Annotated in this window: 27 protein-coding genes; 13 read left to right on the top strand and 14 right to left on the bottom strand. The window is 72.5% G+C overall.

The features are described from left to right. Window positions 1-5: 5 nt before the first annotated feature. The 3 genes from valS to ACGFIR_RS19170 all read right to left on the bottom strand — a co-directional run bounded on the left by valS (window position 6) and on the right by ACGFIR_RS19170 (window position 4,655). A complete protein-coding gene (gene valS, locus ACGFIR_RS19160) occupies window positions 6-2,570 on the bottom strand; it encodes a valine--tRNA ligase (RefSeq protein WP_393146274.1) in 2,565 nt (854 codons plus the stop codon). 139 nt (window positions 2,571-2,709) lie between these two features. Next, the gene (locus ACGFIR_RS19165; protein ID WP_392998654.1) at window positions 2,710-3,210 is read right to left on the bottom strand and encodes a methylated-DNA--[protein]-cysteine S-methyltransferase; all 501 of its coding nucleotides are present in this window, start codon (window positions 3,208-3,210) and stop codon (window positions 2,710-2,712) included. Then, window positions 3,207-4,655 (bottom strand): AlkA N-terminal domain-containing protein, encoded by a 1,449-nt coding sequence (locus ACGFIR_RS19170; protein WP_393146276.1) that lies wholly within the window; start codon window positions 4,653-4,655, stop codon window positions 3,207-3,209. Before ACGFIR_RS19170 ends, ACGFIR_RS19165 begins: the two co-directional genes overlap by 4 nt. Window positions 4,656-4,795: 140 nt before the next feature. Here ACGFIR_RS19170 and ACGFIR_RS19175 point away from each other — a divergent pair, with 140 nt between their 5' ends. The 5 genes from ACGFIR_RS19175 to ACGFIR_RS19195 all read left to right on the top strand — a co-directional run bounded on the left by ACGFIR_RS19175 (window position 4,796) and on the right by ACGFIR_RS19195 (window position 8,854). Then, on the top strand, window positions 4,796-5,278 hold the full coding sequence (locus ACGFIR_RS19175; RefSeq protein WP_392998658.1) for a hypothetical protein: 483 nt from the start codon (window positions 4,796-4,798) through the stop codon (window positions 5,276-5,278). A gap of 123 nt (window positions 5,279-5,401) precedes the next feature. Next, window positions 5,402-6,139 (top strand): Type 1 glutamine amidotransferase-like domain-containing protein, encoded by a 738-nt coding sequence (locus tag ACGFIR_RS19180; RefSeq protein ID WP_393146278.1) that lies wholly within the window; start codon window positions 5,402-5,404, stop codon window positions 6,137-6,139. A gap of 154 nt (window positions 6,140-6,293) precedes the next feature. Continuing rightward, window positions 6,294-7,379, top strand: a complete 1,086-nt coding sequence (ychF, locus tag ACGFIR_RS19185; RefSeq protein WP_392998662.1) for a redox-regulated ATPase YchF — start codon at window positions 6,294-6,296, stop codon at window positions 7,377-7,379. 181 nt (window positions 7,380-7,560) lie between these two features. Continuing rightward, window positions 7,561-8,025, top strand: coding sequence for a hypothetical protein (locus tag ACGFIR_RS19190; protein ID WP_392998664.1), 465 nt, complete (start codon window positions 7,561-7,563; stop codon window positions 8,023-8,025). A gap of 355 nt (window positions 8,026-8,380) precedes the next feature. Next, a complete protein-coding gene (locus ACGFIR_RS19195) occupies window positions 8,381-8,854 on the top strand; it encodes a hypothetical protein (protein WP_392998666.1) in 474 nt (157 codons plus the stop codon). 53 nt (window positions 8,855-8,907) lie between these two features. Here ACGFIR_RS19195 and ACGFIR_RS19200 read toward each other — a convergent pair whose 3' ends face one another. From ACGFIR_RS19200 to ACGFIR_RS19210, 3 genes are all read right to left on the bottom strand, one after another. Continuing rightward, window positions 8,908-9,846 (bottom strand): MBL fold metallo-hydrolase, encoded by a 939-nt coding sequence (locus tag ACGFIR_RS19200; protein ID WP_392998668.1) that lies wholly within the window; start codon window positions 9,844-9,846, stop codon window positions 8,908-8,910. 85 nt (window positions 9,847-9,931) lie between these two features. Next, on the bottom strand, window positions 9,932-10,360 hold the full coding sequence (locus ACGFIR_RS19205) for a hypothetical protein (RefSeq protein WP_392998670.1): 429 nt from the start codon (window positions 10,358-10,360) through the stop codon (window positions 9,932-9,934). A 54-nt stretch (window positions 10,361-10,414) separates the two neighbouring features. After that, window positions 10,415-10,750, bottom strand: coding sequence for a YnfA family protein (locus tag ACGFIR_RS19210; RefSeq protein ID WP_392998672.1), 336 nt, complete (start codon window positions 10,748-10,750; stop codon window positions 10,415-10,417). Window positions 10,751-10,989: 239 nt separating this feature from the next. Between ACGFIR_RS19210 and ACGFIR_RS19215 the strand changes: the two genes are divergently transcribed. Further along, on the top strand, window positions 10,990-11,400 hold the full coding sequence (locus ACGFIR_RS19215) for a cupin domain-containing protein (RefSeq protein WP_392998674.1): 411 nt from the start codon (window positions 10,990-10,992) through the stop codon (window positions 11,398-11,400). 105 nt (window positions 11,401-11,505) lie between these two features. Further along, the gene (locus ACGFIR_RS19220; RefSeq protein WP_392998675.1) at window positions 11,506-12,117 is read left to right on the top strand and encodes a tyrosine-protein phosphatase; all 612 of its coding nucleotides are present in this window, start codon (window positions 11,506-11,508) and stop codon (window positions 12,115-12,117) included. Between the two features lie 28 nt (window positions 12,118-12,145). Here ACGFIR_RS19220 and ACGFIR_RS19225 read toward each other — a convergent pair whose 3' ends face one another. Continuing rightward, the gene (locus ACGFIR_RS19225; RefSeq protein WP_392998677.1) at window positions 12,146-12,562 is read right to left on the bottom strand and encodes a GntR family transcriptional regulator; all 417 of its coding nucleotides are present in this window, start codon (window positions 12,560-12,562) and stop codon (window positions 12,146-12,148) included. A gap of 156 nt (window positions 12,563-12,718) precedes the next feature. Between ACGFIR_RS19225 and ACGFIR_RS19230 the strand changes: the two genes are divergently transcribed. From ACGFIR_RS19230 to ACGFIR_RS19240, 3 genes are all read left to right on the top strand, one after another. Beyond that, a complete protein-coding gene (locus tag ACGFIR_RS19230; RefSeq protein WP_392998679.1) occupies window positions 12,719-12,982 on the top strand; it encodes a hypothetical protein in 264 nt (87 codons plus the stop codon). A 76-nt stretch (window positions 12,983-13,058) separates the two neighbouring features. Next, window positions 13,059-13,394 carry a YciI family protein gene (locus tag ACGFIR_RS19235; RefSeq protein WP_392998681.1) on the top strand — a complete coding sequence of 112 codons (336 nt, stop codon included), beginning with the start codon at window positions 13,059-13,061 and terminating at the stop codon, window positions 13,392-13,394. After that, the gene (locus ACGFIR_RS19240) at window positions 13,387-14,631 is read left to right on the top strand and encodes an RNA polymerase sigma factor (RefSeq protein ID WP_392998683.1); all 1,245 of its coding nucleotides are present in this window, start codon (window positions 13,387-13,389) and stop codon (window positions 14,629-14,631) included. Before ACGFIR_RS19235 ends, ACGFIR_RS19240 begins: the two co-directional genes overlap by 8 nt. Before the next feature lie 76 nt (window positions 14,632-14,707). Here ACGFIR_RS19240 and ACGFIR_RS19245 read toward each other — a convergent pair whose 3' ends face one another. From ACGFIR_RS19245 to ACGFIR_RS19260, 4 genes are all read right to left on the bottom strand, one after another. Continuing rightward, window positions 14,708-15,439, bottom strand: coding sequence for a class I SAM-dependent methyltransferase (locus ACGFIR_RS19245; protein WP_392998685.1), 732 nt, complete (start codon window positions 15,437-15,439; stop codon window positions 14,708-14,710). Between the two features lie 224 nt (window positions 15,440-15,663). Further along, the gene (locus tag ACGFIR_RS19250; protein ID WP_088998502.1) at window positions 15,664-16,026 is read right to left on the bottom strand and encodes a PH domain-containing protein; all 363 of its coding nucleotides are present in this window, start codon (window positions 16,024-16,026) and stop codon (window positions 15,664-15,666) included. A gap of 35 nt (window positions 16,027-16,061) precedes the next feature. Continuing rightward, the gene (locus ACGFIR_RS19255) at window positions 16,062-16,799 is read right to left on the bottom strand and encodes a class I SAM-dependent methyltransferase (RefSeq protein ID WP_393146281.1); all 738 of its coding nucleotides are present in this window, start codon (window positions 16,797-16,799) and stop codon (window positions 16,062-16,064) included. A gap of 33 nt (window positions 16,800-16,832) precedes the next feature. Then, on the bottom strand, window positions 16,833-17,717 hold the full coding sequence (locus ACGFIR_RS19260) for a LysR family transcriptional regulator (protein WP_393146600.1): 885 nt from the start codon (window positions 17,715-17,717) through the stop codon (window positions 16,833-16,835). Between the two features lie 86 nt (window positions 17,718-17,803). Here ACGFIR_RS19260 and ACGFIR_RS19265 point away from each other — a divergent pair, with 86 nt between their 5' ends. Together ACGFIR_RS19265 and ACGFIR_RS19270 are read left to right on the top strand one after the other, a co-directional pair. After that, window positions 17,804-18,166: a DUF1801 domain-containing protein gene (locus ACGFIR_RS19265; protein WP_392998689.1), complete on the top strand. Its 363-nt coding sequence runs from the start codon at window positions 17,804-17,806 to the stop codon at window positions 18,164-18,166. After that, window positions 18,163-18,555: a VOC family protein gene (locus ACGFIR_RS19270; RefSeq protein WP_393146283.1), complete on the top strand. Its 393-nt coding sequence runs from the start codon at window positions 18,163-18,165 to the stop codon at window positions 18,553-18,555. The genes ACGFIR_RS19265 and ACGFIR_RS19270 overlap by 4 nt, the downstream gene beginning before the upstream one ends. Window positions 18,556-18,611: 56 nt before the next feature. Here the strand turns inward: ACGFIR_RS19270 and ACGFIR_RS19275 are convergent, their stop codons facing one another. Continuing rightward, window positions 18,612-18,917, bottom strand: a complete 306-nt coding sequence (locus ACGFIR_RS19275) for a 4a-hydroxytetrahydrobiopterin dehydratase (protein ID WP_392998693.1) — start codon at window positions 18,915-18,917, stop codon at window positions 18,612-18,614. A gap of 183 nt (window positions 18,918-19,100) precedes the next feature. Here ACGFIR_RS19275 and ACGFIR_RS19280 point away from each other — a divergent pair, with 183 nt between their 5' ends. Then, entirely contained in the window at window positions 19,101-19,538 is a 438-nt protein-coding gene (locus tag ACGFIR_RS19280) for a (deoxy)nucleoside triphosphate pyrophosphohydrolase (RefSeq protein ID WP_392998695.1), read from the top strand. Between the two features lie 76 nt (window positions 19,539-19,614). On the opposite strand, the gene ACGFIR_RS19285 is transcribed toward ACGFIR_RS19280, so the two are convergent. Both ACGFIR_RS19285 and ACGFIR_RS19290 read right to left on the bottom strand, forming a co-directional pair. Then, window positions 19,615-20,712, bottom strand: coding sequence for a succinate dehydrogenase/fumarate reductase iron-sulfur subunit (locus ACGFIR_RS19285; RefSeq protein ID WP_393146285.1), 1,098 nt, complete (start codon window positions 20,710-20,712; stop codon window positions 19,615-19,617). A gap of 4 nt (window positions 20,713-20,716) precedes the next feature. Continuing rightward, a complete protein-coding gene (locus ACGFIR_RS19290; RefSeq protein WP_393146287.1) occupies window positions 20,717-22,666 on the bottom strand; it encodes a fumarate reductase/succinate dehydrogenase flavoprotein subunit in 1,950 nt (649 codons plus the stop codon). Window positions 22,667-22,674 lie beyond the last annotated feature (8 nt).

The following is a 22,674-nucleotide window of genomic DNA, read 5'->3' on the forward strand; positions in this document are numbered from 1 at the left end:
GGGGGTCAGAACGCGCAGGCGATCACGAGTTCCGGGGTGCGGTCGGGGAGCAGGTCCAGCTTGGCGATGCGGCCGGCGGCCCGGAGGTCGTCGGCGATCACGGTCAGCTGGTCGAGCAGCGCCGCCGGGCCGAGCGCCTCGGCCAGCGGCACCTCCGCCTTCATCGACAGTTTCCGCTCCGACTTGGCGCGACGCACCTGGCTGAGCGCGTCGGCGGCCAGCCGCAGCAGCTCCGGTTCGCCGGCACCCTGGATCGCCCGGTCCACCTCGTACGTGGTGGGCCAGGTCGAGCGGTGCACCGACCCGTAGCGCCACCACGACCACACCTCCTCGGTCGCGTACGGCAGCACCGGGGCGAAGAGCCGCAGCTGCACCGAGAGCGCGGTGGCCAGCGCCGCCCGGGCGGAGTCCGCCCCCGGCCCGGAGCCGTAGGCGCGCTCCTTCACCAACTCGATGTAGTCGTCGCAGAACCGCCAGAAGAAGCTCTCGGCGACCTGCAACGCGGCCGTGTGGTCGTACGCCTCCAGCGCCGACGTCGCGGCGGCGACCACGCCGGAGAGTTCGGCGAGCATGGCGCGGTCCAGCGGCTCGGCCGCCGGGGAGCGCAACGCGTCGGCGGCGCCCAGCCCGAGGGCGAACTTCGAGGCGTTCAGCAGCTTGGTGGCCAACCGCCGGCCGACCTTGATCTGGGCCGGGTCGAAGGCGAGGTCCATGCCCGGCCTGCCGTTGGCCGCCCAGTAGCGGACCGCGTCGGAGCCGTGCTGCTCCAGCAGCGCCATCGGGGTGACCACGTTCCCCTTGGACTTGGACATCTTCTTCCGGTCCGGGTCGAGGATCCAGCCGGAGAGCACCGTGTCCCGCCAGGGCAGCACCCCGTGCTCCAGGTGGGCGCGGACCACGGTGGAGAACAGCCAGGTGCGGATGATCTCCTGCCCCTGCGGGCGCAGGTCCATCGGGAAGACGCGGGCGAACAGGTCCGGATCGGTCTCCCACCCGCCGGCGATCTGCGGGGTCAGCGACGAGGTGGCCCAGGTGTCGAGCACGTCCGGGTCGCCGACGAAGCCGCCCGGCAGCCCGCGTAGGGACTCCTCGAACCCGGGCGGGGCGTCGCTGGACGGGTCGACCGGCAGCGCGGACTCCTCCGGCGTGAGAGGCTGGGACCAGTCCGGCTCGCCAGCGTCGTCGAGCCGGTACCACACCGGCACCGGCACGCCGAAGAAGCGTTGCCGGCTGACCAGCCAGTCACCGGTCAGGCCGCCCACCCAGTGCTCGTAGCGGTGCCGCATGTGTTCCGGCACCCAGCGCAGTTCCCCGCCCCGGGCCAGCAGTTCGGCGCGCAGCCCCTCGTCGCGCCCGCCGTTGCGCAGGTACCACTGCCGGGTCGAGACGATCTCCAACGGCCGGTCGCCGCGCTCGTAGAACTTCACGGGGTGGGTGATCGGTCGCGGCTCGCCGACCAGGTCGCCGGCGTCGGCCAGCAGCTCGACGATGGTCCGCCGGGCGCCGTTGACGGTCTGCCCGGCCAGCGCCGCGTAGGGACCCGAAGGCACCCCGGCCGGCGCCTCCGGCAGCAGCCGGCCCTCCCGGCCGATCACCACCCGGGTGTCCAGGCGCAGCTCCCGCCACCAGGTCACGTCGGTCAGGTCGCCGAAGGTGCAGACCATCGCCGCGCCCGTGCCCTTGGCCGGGTCCGCCAGCGGGTGCGCCCGCACCGGCACCTCGACCCCGAAGACCGGCGTACGCACGGTGCCGCCGACCAGGTCGGCGTACCGCTCGTCGTCGGGGTGGCAGACCAGCGCCACGCAGGCCGGCAGCAGCTCCGGACGGGTGGTGTCGATGAGCACCTCGCGCCCGTCCGGCCCGGCGAAGCGCAGCCGGTGGTACGCCCCGGGCCGCTCCCGGTCCTCCAGTTCCGCCTGCGCGACGGCGGTGGCGAAGCCGACGTCCCAGAGCGTCGGCGCCTCCGCCTGGTACGCCTCGCCCCGGGCCAGGTTCCGCAGGAACGCCCGCTGTGACGTGGCCCGGGCCAGGCGGCCGATCGTGGTGTACGTCAACGACCAGTCCACGGAGAGCCCCAGCCGCCGCCAGAGCGCCTCGAAGACCTGCTCGTCGGCGACGGTCAGCCGCTCGCACAGCTCGATGAAGTTCCGCCGGGAGATCGGGGTCGGGTCCCGGCGGGCCGCCTCGTCCACCGGTGCCTCGGGGGCCCGCCAGTCCGGGTCGTACGGCAGCGCCGGATCGCAGCGCACGCCGTGGACGTTCTGCACCCGGCGCTCGGTGGGCAGGCCGTTGTCGTCCCAGCCCATCGGGTAGAAGACCGTGCGTCCGCGCATCCGCTGGAACCGGGCCACCACGTCGGTGTGCGTGTACGAGAAGACGTGTCCCATGTGCAGCTCGCCGGATACGGTCGGCGGCGGGGTGTCGATCGCGTACACGTCCGGGCGCTCCTTCGAGCGGTCGAACGCGTACGTGCCCTCCTCCTGCCAGCGGCGCGCCCACGTCTCCTCGATGCCGTCCAGGCTCGGACGGTCGGGGACGCCGGCGCGGGCCGTCCTCTCCGTGTCTGTCATCGGTCGATCGTAGGCAGCGGCCGGCGGCCGGACCACGGCTTAACGTGTCCGGCGACGCCGCCCGGCGCGCGCCAGCCGTAGTTCCCTGCTGCCTCGTCGGGCCCACGCCGCTGGCGAGCACACGGCCGTCGGCTTCCCGTCAGCGTCGCTCGTGCCCGAGCAGCCACCTCTTCACGTCCAGCCCCCAGCGGTAGCCGCCGAGCGTCCCGTCGGTACGCAGCACGCGGTGGCAGGGCACGAACAGGGCGGCGGCGTTGCGGGCGCAGGCCGCGGCGGCGGCGCGTACGGCGGCGGGGCGGCCGGCCAGCCCGGCGAAACCGGTGTAGGTCACGGGCTCGCCCGGTTTCACCTCGCGCAGCACCTGCCAGGCGTGCGCCATGAACGCGCCCCCCGTGTGCTGCTCGACCGGCACGGCGTCGATCGCCGCCAGGTCACCGTCGAGGTAGGACGCCACGGCGGCGCTGACGGGGCCGAGGTCGGCCCGGTGCCGCAGCGGTGCCCGCATGGTCGGGTGCACCAGGGGGAGCAGGCTTTCGGGATCGCCGGTGAAGCCCGCCGCCCGGACCGCGCCGGCCGGGCCGGCGACGATGCTGAGCGGGCCGGCGGGGGTGTCGATGACGGTGCTGTCGTTCATGCTCATGCTGCTCTCCAGAGTCGGATCACCGCGTACGAGCGCCAGGGGCGCCAGCGGTCGGCGTACGTGTCGAGGGTCCGGTGGTCGTCGGGCAGGCCGAGGGCGGCTGCGCCCCGGCGTACGGCGAGATCGGTGGGGAGCAGGACGTCCGGGTCGCCGAGGGCGCGCATCGCGACGTAGCCCGCCGTCCAGGGTCCGATGCCGGGCAGCGCCAGCAGCCGCCGTACGGTCTCCTCGCGGTCCCCGCCCGGCGCCAGGTCCAGGGACCCGTCGGCGACGGCGCGGGCCAGCCCCCGGATCGTCTCCCGCCGCCCGGCCGGCATCCCGAACACCTCGTCCGGCACCCCGAGCACCTCCTCGGCGGCGGGGAAGCCGGCGAGCCACGGCTCCGGCCCGTCGGGGCCCTCGGGCGCGGGTGGGCGCAGGTGGGTCAGCAGGCGGGTGAGGGTGGTGCGGGCCGACCGGACGGAGACCTGCTGGCCGACGACCGCGCGTACGGCCATCTCGAAGCCGTCGACCGAGCGGGGGAGGCGGATGCCCGGCTCGGCGGCGACCGCCCCGGCCAGCCCCGGGTCGGCGGCGAGGGTGCCGTCGACGGCGGTCGGGTCGGCGTCGAGGTCGAGCAGGCGGCGGCAGCGGGCCACGGCCGGGGCGAGGTCGCGCATGTCGGTCAGCCGCAGCGTCGCCGTCACGTGCCCGTCCGCCGGCGTCAGGGCCGCCTCGCCCGGGCCGTGCGGCAGCCGCAGGCCCCGCCGGTACGTCCCGTCGCGCACCTCCTCGACGCCGGGCAGCGCGCGCAACGCCAGGAAGTCCAGCAGCGCCTGCGCGTGCAACGGCGGGCGGTACGCGAGCCGCAGCGTGATCGTGCCCGCCCCGCCGGGCGTACGCGGCCGGCCGGCGGTGCGCAGCTCGGACGGGGCCGCCCCGAACACCTCCCGGACCGTGTCGTTGAACTGCCGTACGCTGCCGAACCCGGCGGCGAACGCCACCTCGGCCATGCCCAGCCCCGTGGTCTCGATGAGGGTGCGGGCGGTCTGCGCGCGTTGCGCCCGGGCCAGGGCCAGGGGGCCGGCGCCCATCTCGGCCCGCAGCATCCGGTGCAGGTGCCGCTCGGTGTAGCCGAGTCGGGCGGCCAGCCCCGGGATGCCGTCGCGGTCGACCACCCCGTCGGCGATCAGCCGCATGGCCCGGCCCACCACGTCGGCCCGTACGTCCCACTGGGGGGAGCCCGGGGCGGCGTCCGGGCGGCAGCGCCGGCAGGCGCGCAGGCCCGCCGTCTGGGCGGCGGCGGCCGAGGGGAAGAACCGGACGTTCTGCCGCTTCGGCGTCGTCGCCGGGCAGGACGGCCGGCAGTAGATCCCGGTCGACGTCACGCCGGTGTAGAACCAGCCGTCGAACCGCTGGTCGCGGCTGTCGACCGCCCGGTAGCACCGCTCGAAGTCCAACTCCACGCCACCGATGATGCTCCTGCCCGGTGCCCCTGGCTCGCGGGAATCGGACGTGGCCGTGCGCGAGCGAACGGGACGCCGGCCCCGAAAGTGTCGGTTGTGGTCGGTACCGTCCGGCCACCAACTCAAGAAGGGGTGCGGCGATGGCGAGCGTGGCGGGTCGGGAGGCGGCGTCGGCACGGGACGGGCACCCGCCGCTGGACGACGTGGTGGTGCAGCGCTTCTACGAGCGGATGCGCGCGGTCGCTCCGGCCGCCGTCGGCGCGATCGAGCGGGACCGGGCCGGCGATCCGGGGCGGGCGTTCGGCGACACCGCCTGCGGTCGCCTCGTGCGTTCGCTCGACGCCGACGGCCTGCGCGCGCTGGGCATGTGGGTGCACCACTGGTGCATGCGGTTCTACGACGACGACACGAGGGTGGCGCTGCGCCTGGTCCGGGAGGTCGCCGGTCGCGCCGGGCTGGGCTGGACGGCCGACGAGGTGCGCTGGATGCTCCGCGAGTCCTACGCGGCGGGCCCCGCCGCCGAGGCCCGTTTCGCCCTGCCGCTGGCCGCCGCCGGGGAGTTGGCCCCCGGCACCCTGCGGATCGAGGCGGTGGTGCCCCGTCAGGCCGGCCCCCGCGACTGACCATCCGGCAGATGCCCGCCGCGCCCTGGTCGACGCCGGCTGACCGCGCCCGGCCCGTCCGGCGGCGGGGGGAAGGGGCCTCGGGCAGGATGGGCAGCGCAGACCCTGACGGAAAGGACGACCGTGCCCGCCAGCGAACCGACCATCCTCGCCACCAGCATGGGCATCTACGCGCCGCGCCACGAGGGCGGCACCCGGCGGGTCAACCCCGTCTTCGACCTCGCCGCCGAGCTGGCCGGGGCCGGGCCGGAGCCGAGGATCTGCTTCCTCAACCAGGCCGAGGGGGACCAGCCGACCACGCTCGCGCGGGTCTACGAGGCGTTCGCCGGCAGCCGGTTCCGCATGACGCACCTGGCGCTGTTCCCGATGCCCAACGTCGACGACCTCCGCGCCCACCTGCTCGCCCAGGACGTGGTCTGGGTGGGGGGCGGGAGCGTCGCCAACCTCTGCGCGGTCTGGCGGGTGCACGGCCTCGGCGAGATCCTGCGCGAGTGCTGGGAGGCCGGCGTGGTGCTCGGCGGCGTCTCCGCCGGCTCGATCTGCTGGCACGCCGGCGGGGCCACCGACAGCTTCGGCACCACCCTGCGCGGCTTCACCGACGGCTTGGGCTGGCTGCCCTACGGCAACGGCGTGCACTACGACAGCGAGGAGCAGCGCCGGCCGCTGATGCACCGGCTGGTCGCCGACGGCACGCTGCCGACCGCCCACTGCACCGACGACGGCACCGGCCTGCTCTACCGGGGCACCCGGCTGGTCGAGGCGGTCGCGGACCGCGAGGGGGTCTCGGCGTACGAGGTCAGTCGCGCCGAGGACGGCACCGCCCGGGAGACCCCGATCCCACCACGCCTGCTCCCCTGCTGACCCGCCGCACCGGCCCCGCTCCCCGCGCCCTTCGGGCCGATCCTGGTACGAGACTGCCCTTCGAGGGGCGCTCCCGTACCAGGATCGGTCGGGCGTGGTCCGGCACCGGCCTGGCTCGTCGGGGCTGTGGGGCAAGGGCGTAAGCTGGCTCGTCGTGAGTCTCACCATCGGCATCGTCGGCCTGCCCAACGTCGGCAAGAGCACCCTGTTCAACGCGCTGACCAAGAACGACGTGCTCGCGGCGAACTATCCGTTCGCCACCATCGAGCCCAACGTCGGCGTGGTCGGGCTGCCGGACGAGCGGCTGCACAAGCTCGCCGAGATCTTCAGCTCGCAGAAGGTGCTGCCGGCCCCCGTGTCGTTCGTCGACATCGCCGGCCTGGTGCGCGGCGCGTCCAAGGGGCAGGGCCGGGGCAACGCCTTCCTGGCGAACATCCGCGACGCCTCGGCGATCTGCCAGGTCGTCCGGGCCTTCTCGGACCCGAACGTGGTGCACGTCGACGGCAAGGTCTCGCCGGCCGACGACATCGAGACGATCAACACCGAGCTGATCCTCGCCGACCTGCAGACCCTGGAGAAGGCGCTGCCCCGGCTGGAGAAGGAGGCCAAGCTCCGCAAGGATCGGGCCGCCGCCGTCACCGCCGCCAAGCAGGCCGTCGAACTGCTGGACACCGGCGTCACCCTCTACGCGGGCGCCAAGGACGCGGGCATCGAGCTGGAGCACCTGCGCGAGCTGCACCTGCTCACCACCAAGCCCTTCCTGTACGTCTTCAACGTCGACGAGGCCGAGCTGGGCAACGCCGAGTTCCTCGACGAGCTGCGCGCCCTGGTCGCCCCGGCCGACGCGGTCTTCATGGACGCCAAGATCGAGTCCGAGCTGGTGGACCTGCCCGAGGAGGAGGCCCGCGAGCTGCTGGAGTCGATCGGCCAGCCCGAGCCGGGCCTGGACCAGCTCGTCCGGGTCGGCTTCCGCACGCTCGGGCTCCAGACGTACCTCACCGCCGGCCCCAAGGAGGCGCGGGCCTGGACCATCCCGGTCGGCGCGACCGCGCCGGAGGCCGCGGGGGTCATCCACTCCGACTTCCAGCGCGGCTTCATCAAGGCCGAGGTGGTCTCCTTCGACGACCTGGTCGCGGCCGGATCGATGGCGGCGGCAAAGGCCGCCGGCAAGGTCCGGATCGAGGGCAAGGAGTACGTCATGCAGGACGGCGACGTCGTGGAGTTCCGCTTCAACGTCTGAGCGCGGACGCTTCCGCAGATCAGGAGTTCGCGCCCGGGGCACATCCCGGACACAGCCCCGGTTCCGCTCCGGCTCGGGAGGCGTCGGAGTGATCCAAGGGCGGACCTGACGGCAGGCTGATCCCGTGGCCGACGGCGGGGACCCTCCCTGGCGAGGCCGGACGGATGTACGGTCCCTCGCCATGAGCTATGACCTGATCTTCGTGCCCCGAGGCGACGACCAGTCCTGGGATGACGCGTTGGACGCGGCAGAGGAGGCCGGCAGCGACGAGCGCCCCAGCGACGAGGCTTGGGCGCGACTGGTGGCGGCGGCGCGGCAGGTGCTCGGTGAGGTTTTCGTCTTCGAGGGGGCTCACAACTACGAACTGACGCATGAGACGACTGGCATCCAGGTCAGCTACCACGCAGCAGAGGCTGGGATCACGGTTCCCTTCTGGTGCCGAGGCGGAGATGCTCGGGCGGTCGTCACGGCGATGTATCAACTCGGCGAAGCCGTCCAGGCGGTCACGGGCCTACCCGGGTACGACCCCCAGCTGGAGCTGCCGTTGCCCGATGCCCTCGCGCAGCCGGAGCTTGCCGTCAGGGTCTTCAATGACGTCGCGGCGTCCTTCGCGGAACGAGGGATTTCCAGCCCCAGCAATGGCTGAGTGACTATCGGTTAGGAAACAGACGCGAGGGCTGCCTTGCCATGCTTGCTTTACTGATCCAATGCAGAGCCGACGGTTCGTGTATCTGCTCTTGATGGTGGGCGGTGCAGTGATGGCCGTCACCGGAATCGCCATGACCATGGCGTACGTGCCCGAAGCGCGTTGGCCTTTCTCCGCCCCGAGCCTGTGCGCGATCGGTGGTGTGGTTACGGGGATCGGCGTCCGGGGCGCCCGGAGGCAGCGACGTTCCGAGAAGCAGGTGGCGTCTTCTGGGGTGAGGATGTCCTGTTCGGCACAATCGGAGCGCCGTAAGGGTGTACCCGAGGACTTTTCGTAGCCCCTACTGTCACTACCTATGACCCACCCGTACCAGCTGCCCCAGCCGCCCCAGCCGCCCCAGCCGCCGAAGCGGCGCACGCTGCGCACCGTGTTGATCGTCGTCGGCGTGGTCCTCGTGCTGTGCTGCGGTGGCGCCGGCATCGGCGGCTTCTTCCTGTACAAGGGGGTCAAGGGTGCGACGGATCCGGCGCGGCAGGCCGCCGAGTCGTTCGTGAGCCACCTGGAGGCGGGCGACCCGGACGCGGCGTACGAGCTGTTGTGCGGCGACACGCGCGCCGGGTACACGAGGGAGGCGTTCGCCCAGGGTGTCGCCAAGGAGCCGAAGATCCGCGGTCACAAGGTGAACGGCGTGAACGTGCAGAGCGTCAACGGCCGCACGTCGGCGACGGTGCGCATGGCGCTGACGCTGGACAGCGGCTTCACCGACCAGCACATGTTCATGCTGGTGAAGGAGGACGGCGCCTGGAAGGTGTGCGGCCAGCCGTACTGACGCGGATTCCGTCAGCTGCCAGCAGCCCCGGATGCTGGCCGGCCCCTGTGGTGTCAGCCGAGTCCCGCCCAGGGATCCTCCCGGCGCCACACGGTCGGCAGGTGCAGCGCGATCCGGTCGTGCTCGGCCAGCCGGACGAGGACCCGCATGGTGCGGTCGAGGTCGTCGCCCGCGTACGGCAGGGCGCGCAGCGGCTGGTCGAGCGGGCGGAAGAAGTCGTCCCAGTGGACGAGGACCACTCGCCGCGCCCCGACAGCCCGTACGGTCTGGGCCCAGTAGGCACGGACGTACTCCTCGTCCTGCGCGCCGAGCTGGCCGACGCCCAGGTAGACCACGTCGGCCCGGTACCCGTCCAGCGCCGAGGGTCGGTAGCCGGCGCTGCCCTGGACCAGAGCCGTCCGGCCGCTCGTGTGCGCGACGAACACGGACCATGCCTCACCGCACCGGTAGGCGGCGGCCCTGGCAGGGGACACCACGGGCGCGGTGATGGCGCCGGGGTAGCGATCCGGTGGGCAGTGCGCGGACTCGACGAACGTGAGGGTGAAGGGGCCCCGGGTCACCGGCTCGCGCGGCGTGACGACCTGGATGCGGTCGTCGCTGAGACCGGCGCCTCGACCGACCCAGGCTGCGGAGAGGCCACCGGTGAGCACCGCACCGGTGCGCAGGGCGACGGTCGCGGAGTCCAGGACGTGGTCGAAGTGGGTGTGCACCGGGACCACGGCGGCCAGCCTGCGTCCGCCATGGTCGTGGTCCAGTCCCAGCCGGGTGAGCGCGGCGGCGATGCGGGCGTCGTCGGGCGCGAGCCTGCGCAGGGCGACCCGGAGCAGGGACGGCCGGGAGAAGAACCCGTCGGTCAGCACTGCCGTGTCGCCGGCGTCGAACAGCAGGCTGGCGGTGCCGAGGAACGTGACGCTGAAGCCCTCGGCCGCCAGCGGGACGTCGAACCGGTCGGCGTAGGCGTCGATGTCGGGGCGGCCGAACCTCAGGCGCATGGTCGGACGCTACCTGTTCGAGCGGGAGACCAGTGGGCCGCGTGAGACCGCACGTGAGGCGGGCGGGACGACGGCGTACGTACCGTCAGCGGCGGACGGCGGCCAGGGCTCCGGCGACGACGGTTCCGAAGCCGATGGCCATCAGGGGCAGCCCCCACCCGAAGGGCAGTTCACCGACCCAGTTGATGTTGCTGCGTTCCGGCAGGGAACCCAGGCTCACCGCGACCACGGCGCTGGCGAGGAACATCCCGGCCACCGCCGCGCCAACGGTGAGCAGAGCGAACCCCGCCGCCCGGCGGGCCCAGAAGCTGGCACCGAGGGCGGTCAGGAGAAGAACCACCACCCACCAGGTCCAGCCGCCTCCGACTTCCAGGTAGGCCCAGCCCGAATACGACCACAGGTACCTCTCGCTGATCCGGAACCACGGGGTCAGGTACCCGAGCAGGGTGATGCTGGTGCCGAACATGAGCAACACGTCGGGCGCAGGCCGGTACCACGGGGGCGAGTCGTCCATGGGTGCCGAAGGTAGCAGCCAGCGTCATCCGTACCCCGGTCGCGGGAGCGCGGCTCAGCCGCTGCGTGGGGCGTACATGATGATGGCGACCCCGACCAGGCAGATGGCCGCGCCGACCAGGTCGTAGCGGTCGGGGCGGAACTTGTCGACGAGCATGCCCCAGGCGAGGGAGCCGGCGACGAAGACGCCGCCGTACGCGGCCAGGATGCGGCCGAAGTTCGGGTCGGGCTGGAAGGTGGCGACGAAGCCGTAGAAGCCGAGGGCGATGACGCCCGCCGCCACCCACAGCAGCCCCCGGTTCTCCCGCCAGCCCTGCCACACGAGCCAGGCCCCGCCGATCTCGGCGAGCGCGGCGAGCAGGAACAGCAGGATGGAACGGGCGACCGTCATGCGGTCGAAGGTAGCGGGAGCACCACCTGCCCCACGGGCGGGAGCCGCGTGCTCACCGCCCGGTGGTCGCTGCCCTCGCCTGGTCGGCGAGGCCGTCGAGCACGTCGGCGTGTGCCGCGGGCACCCGGACGTCCAGCGTCAGCGCGTCCGGGCCGGACCGGGAGAGGTCGAACGTGAAGAACGAGCAGCAGGCGGATTCGCGCTCAATCAGGTCGCCGGGTCGGACCTACGATCGGGCGGTGCAGAAGGTACGCCTCCGCAGGCTTCCGCTGACGTCACCGCCGATCCCGGCGGGTGGCGGTCGGATCGAGTCGCCGGCCGGCGAGCTGGCCCAGATCGTCAACGGCGGCACCTACCGCTTCCTGGCGTACCTGGAGTTCCGGCCGGACGCCCGGCCGCGCGGCAACCACTACCACGTCCACAAGACCGAGACGCTGTACGTGATCAGCGGGCGGCTCCGGGCGGTGTTCCGTGACCTGGACTCCGACGAGCGGACCGAGCTGACGATCGGGGCGGGGGACCTGGTGACCGTGCAGCCGCGCTGCGCCCACGCCTACCACGCGCAGGAGCACGCGCAGGCCGTCGAGCTGGCGGACACGCCGTACGACCCGACGGACACCCACCCCTGGGACGTCGCGGACATCGGCTGACGATCTTGGTACGAAACGGCCCTCGGAGGGGCCGGGATCTACCAAGATCTCCACGCCGCCCGGGTGGCGGAGGCACCGCTGCGGCGGGGACGGGAAGGTGGACGGGTGAAACTCGACTGGTCGGGCTGTCGGAACGCCCGTGACCTCGGCGGCCTGCCCACGGTGGACGGTGGCCGGATCCGTGCCGGCGCACTGCTGCGGTCGGACGGCCACCACCTCCTGACCCCTGCGGCCGTCGAGTCCCTTCGACGCGGGCCGGTCAGCCGCATCGTCGACCTGCGCTGGTCGTGGGAGTGCGCGCGGGATCCCAGCCCGTTCGCGGGCGAGCCGGTCCACCGCCACGTGCCGATGCTCAACGACGTGCTGGGCTATGAGCCGCCGCCGGACACCTACGTCCCCATGCTCGACCACAACCGGTCGCGCATCGGCGCGGCCTTCCGGGCCGTGGCCGAGGCGCCGCCGGGCGGTGTCGTCGTGCACTGCCACGAAGGCCGGGACCGAACGGGGGTGCTGGTGGCGCTCCTGCTGACGGTGGCGGGCGTCGCCGCCGATGTCGTCGCCAGGGACTACGCGTGCACCGACGGCTGCTCGCCCGGGGCGATGCTGCACACACTGGCGCATCTGGCGGACCGCTACGGCGGAGCGACGTCGTACCTCACCGGGGCCGGCGTCGAGGCCGGGACGGTGGCGGCGGCACGTGCCCGGTTGCGGGAGTAGTCGGGACGGTCGCTGCCCGGCGCGTGAGTCAGCCGGCGGCGGGGCGCGTCAGCTCGACCTGGTCGCCGGCCAGCACCTCCGTGGTGCCCTTGGGGTGGCGGACCTCCAGCACCGGCACACCCTCGTCGAGCTGCAAACTCCGCCGCTCCTCACCCGTGGGCATCCGCGCGATCACCGTCCCACCGGAGGGCACCTCGACCGGCCGGCGTGCGGGTGTCTCGCGCACGTGGCTGCCGTGGCCCCTTACCGTGCTGATCAGCCCCTCGGATCGCAGCAGTGAGATCGCCATGCGCACGGCTTCACGGCCGATCCCGTACTCCTGTGTCAGCCGTGTCTCACTCGGCAAGGTTGCCCCAGGGCTGAACTCGCCCGATTCGATGCGCTGCCGAAGCTGCTCGGCGAGTTGCACATAGACCGGGGTGTGCGAGCGCGGATCGATGGTCATGGCACATAAGCCTTGTTCCCCCGTCGGCAGGTCTGGTTGTGCCCCTGAGCCCCTGGGCCTATAGTCCCAGTAACGCTTGGTGCTCGGGTGGAAATGCTCCGTCACTAGGTGACTGGCCCGCCGTCATGCTCGCCTTACCGCCGGAGGTCACTGCTCATGAGAGTCGCCCGGGAGCGTTTCGTCATTCACCTGCCGGTGGTCACGAGGGACCTGCTCTCCGCCGTACGCCTGGCTCGGGTGGTGGCGCGGTGGGCGAGCGTGCTCGCGCAGACCGACCCCGGCGAGACCACGGTCTCCGCCGAGGACGCGCAGCACCTGCGGCACCGGGTCTTCTGTGACACGCTGCTGCCCGAGGGCCGGCGCTGCCTGCTGCGGGCCGACCACGACGGCCCCTGCACCCGCCGCCCGGCGAAATTCTGAGATCGCCGGCCGCAGGGTGTCCGGAACCGGGCCGCCCGTTCGTCACCCTGGTGACCATCCGACACGGAGGAGCGGCATGAAGTACCTGATGTTCGTCTGCACCGACAGCGAGCCGGACACCGACCGGGCCGACTGGCCGGACATCGAGGCGTGGGTCGAGGAGAACGACGCCCGGGGCCGGCGGCTGACGGGCGACGCGCTCGCGGAGACGACGGCGGCCACGACGGTACGCGTCCGCAACGGGGAGCTGCTGGTCACCGACGGCCCGTTCGCCGAGACCAAGGAGGTGATCGTGGGCTTCGACCTGCTGGAGTGCGCCGACCTGGACGAGGCGATCGAGGTGGCGCGCGCCCACCCGATGGCCCGCCAGGGGCGGCTCGAACTGCGCCCGGTCGTCGGCCTGGATGGCTGACGGCCCCGCCGACCCGCTCGCGGTGGCGGCTGCCGTCGCCGCCGCGAGCACCGGATCGTACGCCCGGATCGTCGCCACCCTGATCCGGGTGACCGGCGACTGGACCCTGGCCGAGGACTGCGCCCAGGAGGCGTGGGCGCTCGCGCTGACCCGGTGGCCGGCGGAGGGCGTGCCCGCCAACCCGGGCGGCTGGCTGATGACGGTGGCCCGCAACCGCGCGATCGACGTGCTCCGGCGGGCCTCGGTCGAGCGGCGCAAGCTGCGTGAGCTGGCAGTGCTGACGCTGACCGGACCGGAGCCCGGCCCGGGGACGACGGGGGAGGGGGAGATCGTGGACGACCGGCTGCGGCTCGTCTTCACCTGCTGCCACCCGGCCCTGTCGCCGGAGGCGCGGGTCGCCCTGACGCTGCGTACGGTCTGCGGGGTGCCGGCGGCCGACATCGCGCGGGCCTTCCTGGTCACCGAGTCGACCATGACCCGGCGGCTCACCCGGGCCAAGGCGAGGATCGCCGCCGCCGGCATCCCGTACCGGGTGCCGACCGGCCCGGCGCTCGCCGAGCGGCTCCCGGGCGTCCTCGCCGTGCTCTACCTGCTCTTCACCCAGGGCTACGACGCCGACGGCGAGCCCGCCTTCGCCGACGAGGCGATCCGGCTGGCCCGGCTGCTCGACCGGCTGATGCCGGCCCAGCCCGAGGTGGCGGCGCTGCTGGCGCTCTTCCTCCTCCAGCACTCGCGGCGCGACGCCCGGCGCGACCGCGACGGCAACCTGCTCACCCTCGACCGGCAGGACCGCTCCCGCTGGGACCACGACGCGATCGCCGAGGGGGTCGCCATCCTCGCCCGGGTCACGGCGGACGGCCCGTACGCCCTCCAGGCCCGGATCGCCGCGTGCCACGCCACCGCCGCCTCCGCCGAGGCCACCGACTGGATCGCGATCGCCGAGGCGTACGACCGGCTAGCCCGGCGGCAGCCGTCGCCGGTGGTGGAGTTGAACCGGGCCGTCGCGCACGGCTACGCGCACGGGCCGGCGACGGGGCTGGCGCTGCTGGCCGCCGCCCGGGCCGGCGGGGCGCTGGACGGCTATCCGCTCGCCGTCGCCGCCGAGGCCGAGCTGACCGCCCGGCAGGGCGACCGGCACCGGGCCGCCGAGCTGTTCCGACGGGCCGCCGAGGCACACTCCGGCGCCACCCGGCGAGCCCTCCTGGATCGCGCGGCGACCCTGCTGCCCGGACACTGACCCGGTGCGCCGACCAGCGAAGGGAGCGGCCGTTCCGTCGGATCGGCCGCTTCCTCCGCGCTGCGTCCCGGTGTGCCTACCCCTTGCGGTACACGGAGACGTGCGAGGCGCTGTCCGGCCCGAAGGGCGACCGGTGCCAGTCGGCGTAGCGCTCGGCGAGCCGGAGTCCGGCCCGCTCCGCCAACTCGTCGACCTGCTCCGGCCAGAGATAGCGCATCGCGAAGGGCCGCAGGTGGACGCCGTTCCGGTCGAACGTGATGGTCTGCCGGACGAACGTCTGTGCCGCCCGGTCGTACTGGTGTACACGGATGGTGGCAGAGTCCTCGGTCACCGCCCGCATCTGGACCTGCTCGTCCCGGTCGAAGTCGGCCGGGTCCGGCACGAACGCCTCGATGACGAACGCGCCGCCCGGCGCGAGCACCCGGGCGACGTTGCGGAAGCAGTCCGCCTGCCGCTCGGCGTTGACCAGGTTGAACAGGGTGTTGAACACCAGGTACGCCAGCCGGTACGGGCCGGTGACCGGCACGTCGGCCATGTCGCCGATGGCGACCGGGATGTCGGCGCCGCCGGGCTTGGGGCGCATCTTCGCCACCATCTCCGGTGACGCCTCGACGCCCTCGACGGTGACACCTCGCTCGGCGAGCGGCAGCGCGACCCGGCCGGTACCGATGGCGAGCTCAAGGACCGGGCCGCCGTCGGCCAGGGCGGCGAGGAAGTCGACCGCCGGAGCCGGGTCCGGGCTGCCGGGACCGTCGTAGGTGTCGGCCCACTGCCGGCCGAAGAGACCGGGATCGTCGAAGACCGACATCATCGGCCTCCCCGGGGCACGCGGTCAGCGCCCTCCGGCGCGGGTGGTGCGGAAGTGCGGGTGTACACGAAGCCTCGATTCCGGTTGGTCGGGGGTTCCTGCCTGGACGGACCTCGACGCGTCGGACATCGTCGTCTCCCTTCACTCGGCCTGACCCCACCCAACCGGCCCCGGACGGCGCCGGCAACCGATTTACCCGCCGCCCGTGGGCTTCGCCGCCCCGCTCAGCTGATGTGGTGCAGGATCACGTTGTGTACGTGGTGGCTCTTGTCGGCGCCCCGGAACTCCACCTCGTAGGTGTGCGTGCCGACGTGGATCGCGATGGCGCCGGTCGAGAAGAACGAGCCGCCCCACGACTTGTTGCTGACCACGCTGACGCTGGTGATCTTCGAGTACGGGATGCTGGTGATGGCGTACCGCTTGCCGACGAAGGAGCGGTCCTGGATGATGACGCGCCGGTCGGTCAGGCCGATGAAGCCGGTGCCGGTGCCGACTGCGTCGTAGACGGCGATGATCTGCTCCCCGTGGAGCAGGCCGCTCTGGATCTGCTGGAACTGTTCTTTGCGGTCGTACGTCGCGTTCGCCATGCCCTCAACGGTAGGCCGGGCATGCCAACCGAAGATCACTCCCGACGGGCCAGGACGAGGAACTCGCCATCGCCCCGGCCCACGGGCTCCCCGCCCCAGCCGCCGAGGACCCGTTCGACGGCGAACCCGGCCGACCGCAGCGAGCCGCGCAGCTCCTTCTCGGTTCGGAAGCGCAGGGTGGCCGAGCTGAGCAGTTCCTCGCCGTCGCCGAAGAGGTAGTGGTGGGTGAAGTCGACGCGGCCACCGGCCACCGCGTGCACGCGTGTCCACGCCTGGACCACCCCACCGTCGGGCAGGGTGATCCGCCGCCGCGAATCGACCGGGTTCCAGCGTTCCCACCGCCGGTCTTCCGGGTCGCGCGAGTCGAACACCAGCCGGCCGCCGGGCACCAGCGCCCGGGCCAGGTCGGCGAGCGTACGCGCCCACTCGTCGTCGGCCACGAGGAACTGCGCGACGTGGCTGGTCAGCACTGCCACGTCGAAGGACCCGTCCGCCAGTACGGCCGAGGTGCCCTCGATCCACGTCACCCGCTCGGCACCCGGCTTGGCGCGGGCGGCGTCGAGGGAGGCGTGGGCCGGGTCGACGCCGGTGACGGTGTGGCCGGCGTCGGCCAGCGCGAGGGCGAGCCGCCCGGTGCCGCAGCCCAGGTCGAGGACCCGTACGCCGGGTGTCTCGCTGACGACGGCGAGGAACCACTCGTCGTCACGTGACCAGGGGCACTCGGCGTCGTAGACCGGGACCAGCCGTGGATGACGGAACTCGCCGTGCCTCATCGGCGTCGATCATGCCATTCCGGCCGGCGTCCGTCAGGCCGCGTTGGCGTCGGTCGCGGCGCGGACGAACTCGTGGACCCGGGCCGTGCCGTTGCTCTCCCGCCAGATGAGGCCCCGCCGGATCGGTGGCGCGTCGCGGATCGGCACGTACGTCACGTCGGGGCGCGGGTAGTAGCGGCGGGTGTGTTCGCCGACGGGCAGCACCCCCCGACCCATGGCGACCAGCGTCAGCATCTCCGAGAACGTGTTGCCGGCCGGTCCCTTCGGCACGGGCCGGCCCGACGGGGTGTGCTCGGGGGTGCGGTCGCGCTTGAACCCCGCCGAGGTCACGGCCGGGTACTGCACCACCGGGTGGTCGCCGAGCGTCTCCAGGCTGACGGACTCCTCCTGGGCGAGCGGGTGCCCGGCGGCCACCGCGAGCAACCGCCGTTCCTCCAGCAGCGCCGGGCCGCAGGCCATCCCGTCGAAGGGGTACGCGGCCATCAGGATGTCGACGGAGCCGTCGAGCAGGCTCTGCCGGGAGTCGAAGAGCTGCACCTCCCGTACCTCGACCTGGCACTCGGGGTGGCGCTGCGAGAAGAGGGCGACGGCCTTGAGCAGCGTCGGCGCGGTCCACTCGCCGAGGAAGGCGACCCGTAGGCGTCCGGTCACGCCGCGCCCCGCCTCGACGGCCCGGCGTACGGCGTCGTCGATGCCGGCGACCAGCGGCGCGAGGTCGGCGGCGAGCTGACGGCCGATCGGGGTGAGCTGCACGACGCGGCTGGTACGGGCGAACAGTGGGGCGCCGACGCGGCGTTCGAGCTTCTTCACCACGTGGCTGATCCGCCCGGTGGTCACCCGCAGGCGCGCCGCCGTCCGGCCGAAGTGCAGCTCCTCGGCGAGGGTCAGGAAGGTCTCCAGCTCGTGTCGTTCCAGCACGTCCCGCCCCATCGTTGAATCCGGCTCAACGATGGTAGTGCGATCGCGTCTTGGTCGGCCGCGCCCGCCGGCGGATCGTGAGTGGCATGGAAACGACGACAGTCACCGACTACCTGGCCGCCCTCGACGCCCCGCTGCGGGAGGTCGGCGAGAAGCTCTGCCCGATCATCGAGGCGGCCCTGCCGGACGTGACGGGCGCGATGTGGCACGGGCACCCCGTCTGGGGTCTCGGCGACCGCCCGGGCCGGCGCCCCGTCTGCCTGGTGAAGGCGTACGCCGCGTACGTCACCTTCGGGCTGTGGCGCGGCGCCGAGGTCACCGACCCCTCGGGGCGGCTCGTCCCCGGTGCCCGGCAGATGGCCACCGTGAAGCTGCGGACCCTCGCCGACGTCGACCCCGCCCTGTTCACCGACTGGCTGCGCCAGGCGCACGCGCTGGAGACGAGATGAGCGCGGTGCGGGTCACGGGCTTCGACCACCTGGTGCTCAACGTGACCGACGTCGAGCGCGCGTTGGACTTCTACTGCGGGCAGCTCGGCCTGGCGCCGGTACGGGTCGACCGGTGGCGGGCCGGCGAGGTCCCGTTCCCCTCGGTACGGGTCGACGCGGGCACCATCATCGACCTCGTGCGCCGCGACCGGGGCGGGACCAACGTCGACCACTTCTGCCTGGTGGTGGAGCCGCTGGACTGGGCGCAGGTGATCGCCTCAGGCGCCTTCGCGGTGATCGAGGGCCCGGTGGGCCGGTTCGGCGCGCGCGGCGACGCCACCTCGATCTACGTGCGGGACCCGGACGGCAACGTCGTCGAGCTGCGCTGTTACCCCGGGGACGACGCCTGACCGGCCGGTGACCCGGGCCCGGCGGGGTGCCCCGGGCGGTGCCGGCCGGGGAGGGATCAGGGTTCGGTGACCGCCCGGTACGCGTCCTCGATGCGCGCGGCCAGCAGGACCTCGCCCTCGGTCAGCGGCACGCTGCCGTGCCCGACCCGGATCTGGGTCTGGTCGGCCCGGCGGCTGATCTCGGGGCGCAGGTGCAGTGCGTCGGCGACAACCTTCACCCGTTCGGTGAGGGCGGCGTGCTGCGAATCGTCGATGGTGAGGGTGCGTCGGATCTGCTCACCCTCCCGGATCCAGCCGGTGAGGAGGGTGAGGGCGTCGCTGAGATAGTCGTGCTTGGATCGACTGCTGAACAGCGCGCGCATCACCGCACCTCCCAGGCGCCGTTGCCGGCTTGTGGCCAAATCGTCGCCGTCCCGTGTCTTGTCGGTGCCTTCTAGTCTGTCCTCGCATGCTGGGTGTGTCCACGCCCACACTTCCGGGTTCTCCTGCCCTGACGGTCAGCCACGGTACCCAAACCGCCGATTGATCTGGCACGCTGGATGCCCGTGCGGACCGAACGGGCTAATGGCGGTGGGCAGGCCGAGCGACGGGACCTCAAGGTGATCGTCGGGGCGGCGATCATCAGGGACGGCCGGGTGCTCGCCTGCGCCCGTTCCGCCCCGCCCGAGGTGGCGGGCATGTGGGAGTTCCCCGGCGGCAAGGTGGAGCCGGGCGAGAGCGAGACCGCCGCGCTCGCCCGCGAGTGCGCCGAGGAACTGGCCGTCCGTGTGGAGATCGGCGACCGGGTGGGCCGCAACGTCCGGATGGCCCACGGTCGTTCGGTGCTCAAGGTCTACGCGGCCCGCCTGCTGCACGACGACCAGCCACAGGCCCTGGAGCACTCGGCGCTGCGCTGGCTAGCGGCGGACGAGTTGGACAGCGTCACCTGGCTCCCCGCCGACGCGCCGATCGTCGCCGCCCTCCGGCCCATCCTGTCCGCCTGACGGAAGCGGACACCCGGGCCGAAAGAGGACGGGGGCCGGCAGCATCAAGCCGCGGCCCCCGTCATCGTCAGCGCACTCAGTGCTTGTCCTGCTCCGGGTGGGCGAAGTTCAGGTGCTCAGGCGGCAGCGGGAAGGTCACGTCGTCGCCGAACGGCGACGGCGCGGCGGCCCGGTCGAACGTGAGCTCCGTCAGCGGCAGCCTGCCGTGCGCGTCGACGGCGGGCGCGGTCGGCTTCGGCACCTCGCGGTGCCAGTTGACGCCCTGCTGCGCCTGCACCTCGGCGTGCGGGTCGTGCGAGCCGCCCGCGTGCGAGTGCACGCCCCCGTGGGCGGCGCTCTGGCGCACCGCGCCACCGACGTGTTCGCTGGTCACGATGGTCTGCGGCACCTGACCCCTCCGGAAGATCTTGCTACCAAGCCACACAAGGGGATCGTACCTGCGGTCGACGACCCGCTCCTTCATGGGGATGATCCCGTTGTCCGTGATCTTGATGTGCTCGGGGCAGACCTCGGTGCAGCACTTGGTGATGTTGCAGAATCCGAGACCCTGCTCGGCCTGCGCGTACTCCTTGCGGTCGCTCTTCGCGTCCAGCGGGTGCATGTCCAGCTCGGCCGCCCGGATGAAGTACCGGGGCCCGGAGAACGCCTGCTTGTTCTCCTCGTGGTCCCGGATGACGTGGCAGACGTTCTGGCACAGGAAGCACTCGATGCACTTGCGGAACTCCTGCGAGCGTTCCACGTCGACCTGCTGCATCCGGTACTCGCCGGGCGCCAGGTCGGCCGGCGGCGCGAACGCCGGCGTCTCCCGGGCCTTCTCGTAGTTGAACGAGACGTCGGTGACCAGGTCCCGGATCACCGGGAAGGTACGCAGCGGGGTGACCGTGACCGTCTCGTCCTCCGTGAAGGTGGACATCCGGGTCATGCAGCTCAGCCGCGGCTTGCCGTTGATCTCCATCGAGCAGGAGCCGCACTTGCCGGCCTTGCAGTTCCAGCGGCAGGCCAGGTCGGGGGCGTCGGTCGCCTGGAGCCGGTGGATGACGTCGAGGACGACCTCGCCCTCGTTCACCTCGACCATGTAGTCCTGGAGCTCGCCGCCGTTCTCGTCGCCCCGCCAGATGCGGAACTGGCGCTTGGCGCCCGACTTGCCCGGCCCCGGGGAGTTCTGGTTACCCATTGCGTCAGCGCTCCTTCTCGGTCTCGACGTGGGCGACTTGGGCGTCGAACTCGGCGAGTTCCTCGTCCGTGAGGTACTTGGCCAGCTCCGCGCGGTCGAAGAGGCCGATCAGCTCCGGGCGCATCTTCGGCAGCGGCTTGCGCTCCAGGCGCACCGTGTCGCCCTCCAGGGAGCAGACGAGGTTGACCCGGCGCCAGGACGGGTCCATCGCCGGGTGGTCCTCGCGGGTGTGCCCGCCGCGCGACTCGCGCCGCTCCAGCGCCGCCTTCGCGGTGCACTCCGAGACGACCAGCATGTTGCGCAGGTCGAGCGCCAGGTGCCAGCCCGGGTTGTAGCGCCGGCCGCCGCTCGCGCTGACCTTCGCCACCCGCTCCCGCAGCTCCGCCAGCCTGATCAGCGCGTCTTCGAGCTCGCCCTCGCGGCGGATGATGCCGACCAGGTCGCCCATGACCGCCTGGAGGTCCTGCTGGAGGGTGTACGGGCTCTCGCCGGTGTCCCGCTGCAACGGCGCGAGGGCCGTCTCCACCGCGGCCTCGACGGCGGCGATGCCGACCTTCGGGCGCGCGGGGAGGCTGTCGGCGTACGTGGCGGCGTGGCCGCCCGCGCGCTTGCCGAACACCAGCAGGTCGGACAGGGAGTTGCCGCCGAGCCGGTTGGAGCCGTGCATGCCGCCGGACACCTCGCCCGCGGCGAAGAGCCCCCGCACGTGGCCGAACGCGGCCCCGCTGTCCGGGTCGACCTCGACGCCACCCATCACGTAGTGACAGGTGGGCCCGACCTCCATCGGCTCCTTCGTGATGTCGACGTCGGCCAGCTCCTTGAACTGGTGGTACATCGACGGCAGACGGCGGCGGATCTCCTCCGCCGGCTTGCGGGAGGCGATGTCCAGGTAGACCCCGCCGGCCGGCGTGCCCCGCCCGGCCTTGACCTCGCTGTTGATCGCCCGGGCCACCTCGTCACGCGGCAGCAGCTCCGGCGGGCGCCGGTTGTTGTCCGGGTCGGTGTACCAGCGGTCCGCCTCCTCCTCGGTCTCCGCGTACTGCTTGCGGAAGACGTCGGGGACGTAGTCGAACATGAACCGCTTGCCGTCGGAGTTCTTCAGCACGCCGCCGTCGCCGCGTACCGACTCGGTGACCAGGATGCCCTTCACCGAGGGCGGCCAGACCATGCCGGTCGGGTGGAACTGGAGGAACTCCATGTTGATCAGCGTCGCGCCGGCCCGCAGGGCCAGCGCGTGCCCGTCGCCCGTGTACTCCCAGGAGTTCGAGGTGACCTTGTAGGAGCGGCCGACGCCGCCGGTCGCCAGCACCACCGCCGGCGCCTCGAACAGGACGAACTCGCCGGACTCCCGGTAGTAGCCGAACGCGCCGGCGACCCGGTCGCCGTCGAGCAGCAGCTCGGTGATCGTCGTCTCGGAGAAGACCTTGATCCGGGCGTCGTACGAGCCGTGGTCGCGCTTGTCCTCCTGCTGGAGCGACACGATCTTCTGCTGGAGGGTGCGGATCAGCTCCAGGCCGGTCCGGTCGCCGACGTGCGCCAGGCGGGGGTACTCGTGGCCGCCGAAGTTGCGCTGCGAGATCTTCCCGTCCTTGGTGCGGTCGAAGAGCGCACCGTACGTCTCCAGCTCCCAGATGCGCTGCGGCGACTCCTTGGCGTGCAGCTCGGCCATCCGGAAGTTGTTGAGGAACTTGCCGCCGCGCATCGTGTCGCGGAAGTGCACCTGCCAGTTGTCCCGGCTGTTCACGTTCCCCATCGCGGCGGCGGCGCCGCCCTCGGCCATCACCGTGTGCGCCTTGCCGAAGAGCGACTTGGAGATGATCGCGGTCTTCTTGCCGGCGAGGCGGGCCTCGATCGCCGCGCGCAGGCCGGCGCCGCCGGCCCCGATCACGACGACGTCGTAGTGGTGTCGTTCGATGCGCGTGGTGGAACCCGCGTGGTCGTGAGGATTCGTCATGTCAGAGG

The organism is Micromonospora sp. NPDC049051, assembly GCF_043197575.1.
In the GTDB taxonomy this organism is placed as follows: domain Bacteria; phylum Actinomycetota; class Actinomycetes; order Mycobacteriales; family Micromonosporaceae; genus Micromonospora.

Coding starts and splice junctions, on each gene's coding strand:
- valS (WP_393146274.1), bottom strand. CDS start 2,570: ATGACAGACACGGAGAGGACGGCCCGCGCCGGCGTCCCCGACCGTCCG.
- ACGFIR_RS19165 (WP_392998654.1), bottom strand. CDS start 3,210: ATGAGCATGAACGACAGCACCGTCATCGACACCCCCGCCGGCCCGCTC.
- ACGFIR_RS19175 (WP_392998658.1), top strand. CDS start 4,796: ATGGCGAGCGTGGCGGGTCGGGAGGCGGCGTCGGCACGGGACGGGCAC.
- ACGFIR_RS19190 (WP_392998664.1), top strand. CDS start 7,561: ATGAGCTATGACCTGATCTTCGTGCCCCGAGGCGACGACCAGTCCTGG.
- ACGFIR_RS19195 (WP_392998666.1), top strand. CDS start 8,381: ATGACCCACCCGTACCAGCTGCCCCAGCCGCCCCAGCCGCCCCAGCCG.
- ACGFIR_RS19200 (WP_392998668.1), bottom strand. CDS start 9,846: ATGCGCCTGAGGTTCGGCCGCCCCGACATCGACGCCTACGCCGACCGG.
- ACGFIR_RS19205 (WP_392998670.1), bottom strand. CDS start 10,360: ATGGACGACTCGCCCCCGTGGTACCGGCCTGCGCCCGACGTGTTGCTC.
- ACGFIR_RS19210 (WP_392998672.1), bottom strand. CDS start 10,750: ATGACGGTCGCCCGTTCCATCCTGCTGTTCCTGCTCGCCGCGCTCGCC.
- ACGFIR_RS19225 (WP_392998677.1), bottom strand. CDS start 12,562: ATGACCATCGATCCGCGCTCGCACACCCCGGTCTATGTGCAACTCGCC.
- ACGFIR_RS19230 (WP_392998679.1), top strand. CDS start 12,719: ATGAGAGTCGCCCGGGAGCGTTTCGTCATTCACCTGCCGGTGGTCACG.
- ACGFIR_RS19235 (WP_392998681.1), top strand. CDS start 13,059: ATGAAGTACCTGATGTTCGTCTGCACCGACAGCGAGCCGGACACCGAC.
- ACGFIR_RS19240 (WP_392998683.1), top strand. CDS start 13,387: ATGGCTGACGGCCCCGCCGACCCGCTCGCGGTGGCGGCTGCCGTCGCC.
- ACGFIR_RS19245 (WP_392998685.1), bottom strand. CDS start 15,439: ATGTCGGTCTTCGACGATCCCGGTCTCTTCGGCCGGCAGTGGGCCGAC.
- ACGFIR_RS19250 (WP_088998502.1), bottom strand. CDS start 16,026: ATGGCGAACGCGACGTACGACCGCAAAGAACAGTTCCAGCAGATCCAG.
- ACGFIR_RS19255 (WP_393146281.1), bottom strand. CDS start 16,799: ATGAGGCACGGCGAGTTCCGTCATCCACGGCTGGTCCCGGTCTACGAC.
- ACGFIR_RS19265 (WP_392998689.1), top strand. CDS start 17,804: ATGGAAACGACGACAGTCACCGACTACCTGGCCGCCCTCGACGCCCCG.
- ACGFIR_RS19270 (WP_393146283.1), top strand. CDS start 18,163: ATGAGCGCGGTGCGGGTCACGGGCTTCGACCACCTGGTGCTCAACGTG.
- ACGFIR_RS19275 (WP_392998693.1), bottom strand. CDS start 18,917: ATGCGCGCGCTGTTCAGCAGTCGATCCAAGCACGACTATCTCAGCGAC.
- ACGFIR_RS19285 (WP_393146285.1), bottom strand. CDS start 20,712: ATGGGTAACCAGAACTCCCCGGGGCCGGGCAAGTCGGGCGCCAAGCGC.
- ACGFIR_RS19290 (WP_393146287.1), bottom strand. CDS start 22,666: ATGACGAATCCTCACGACCACGCGGGTTCCACCACGCGCATCGAACGA.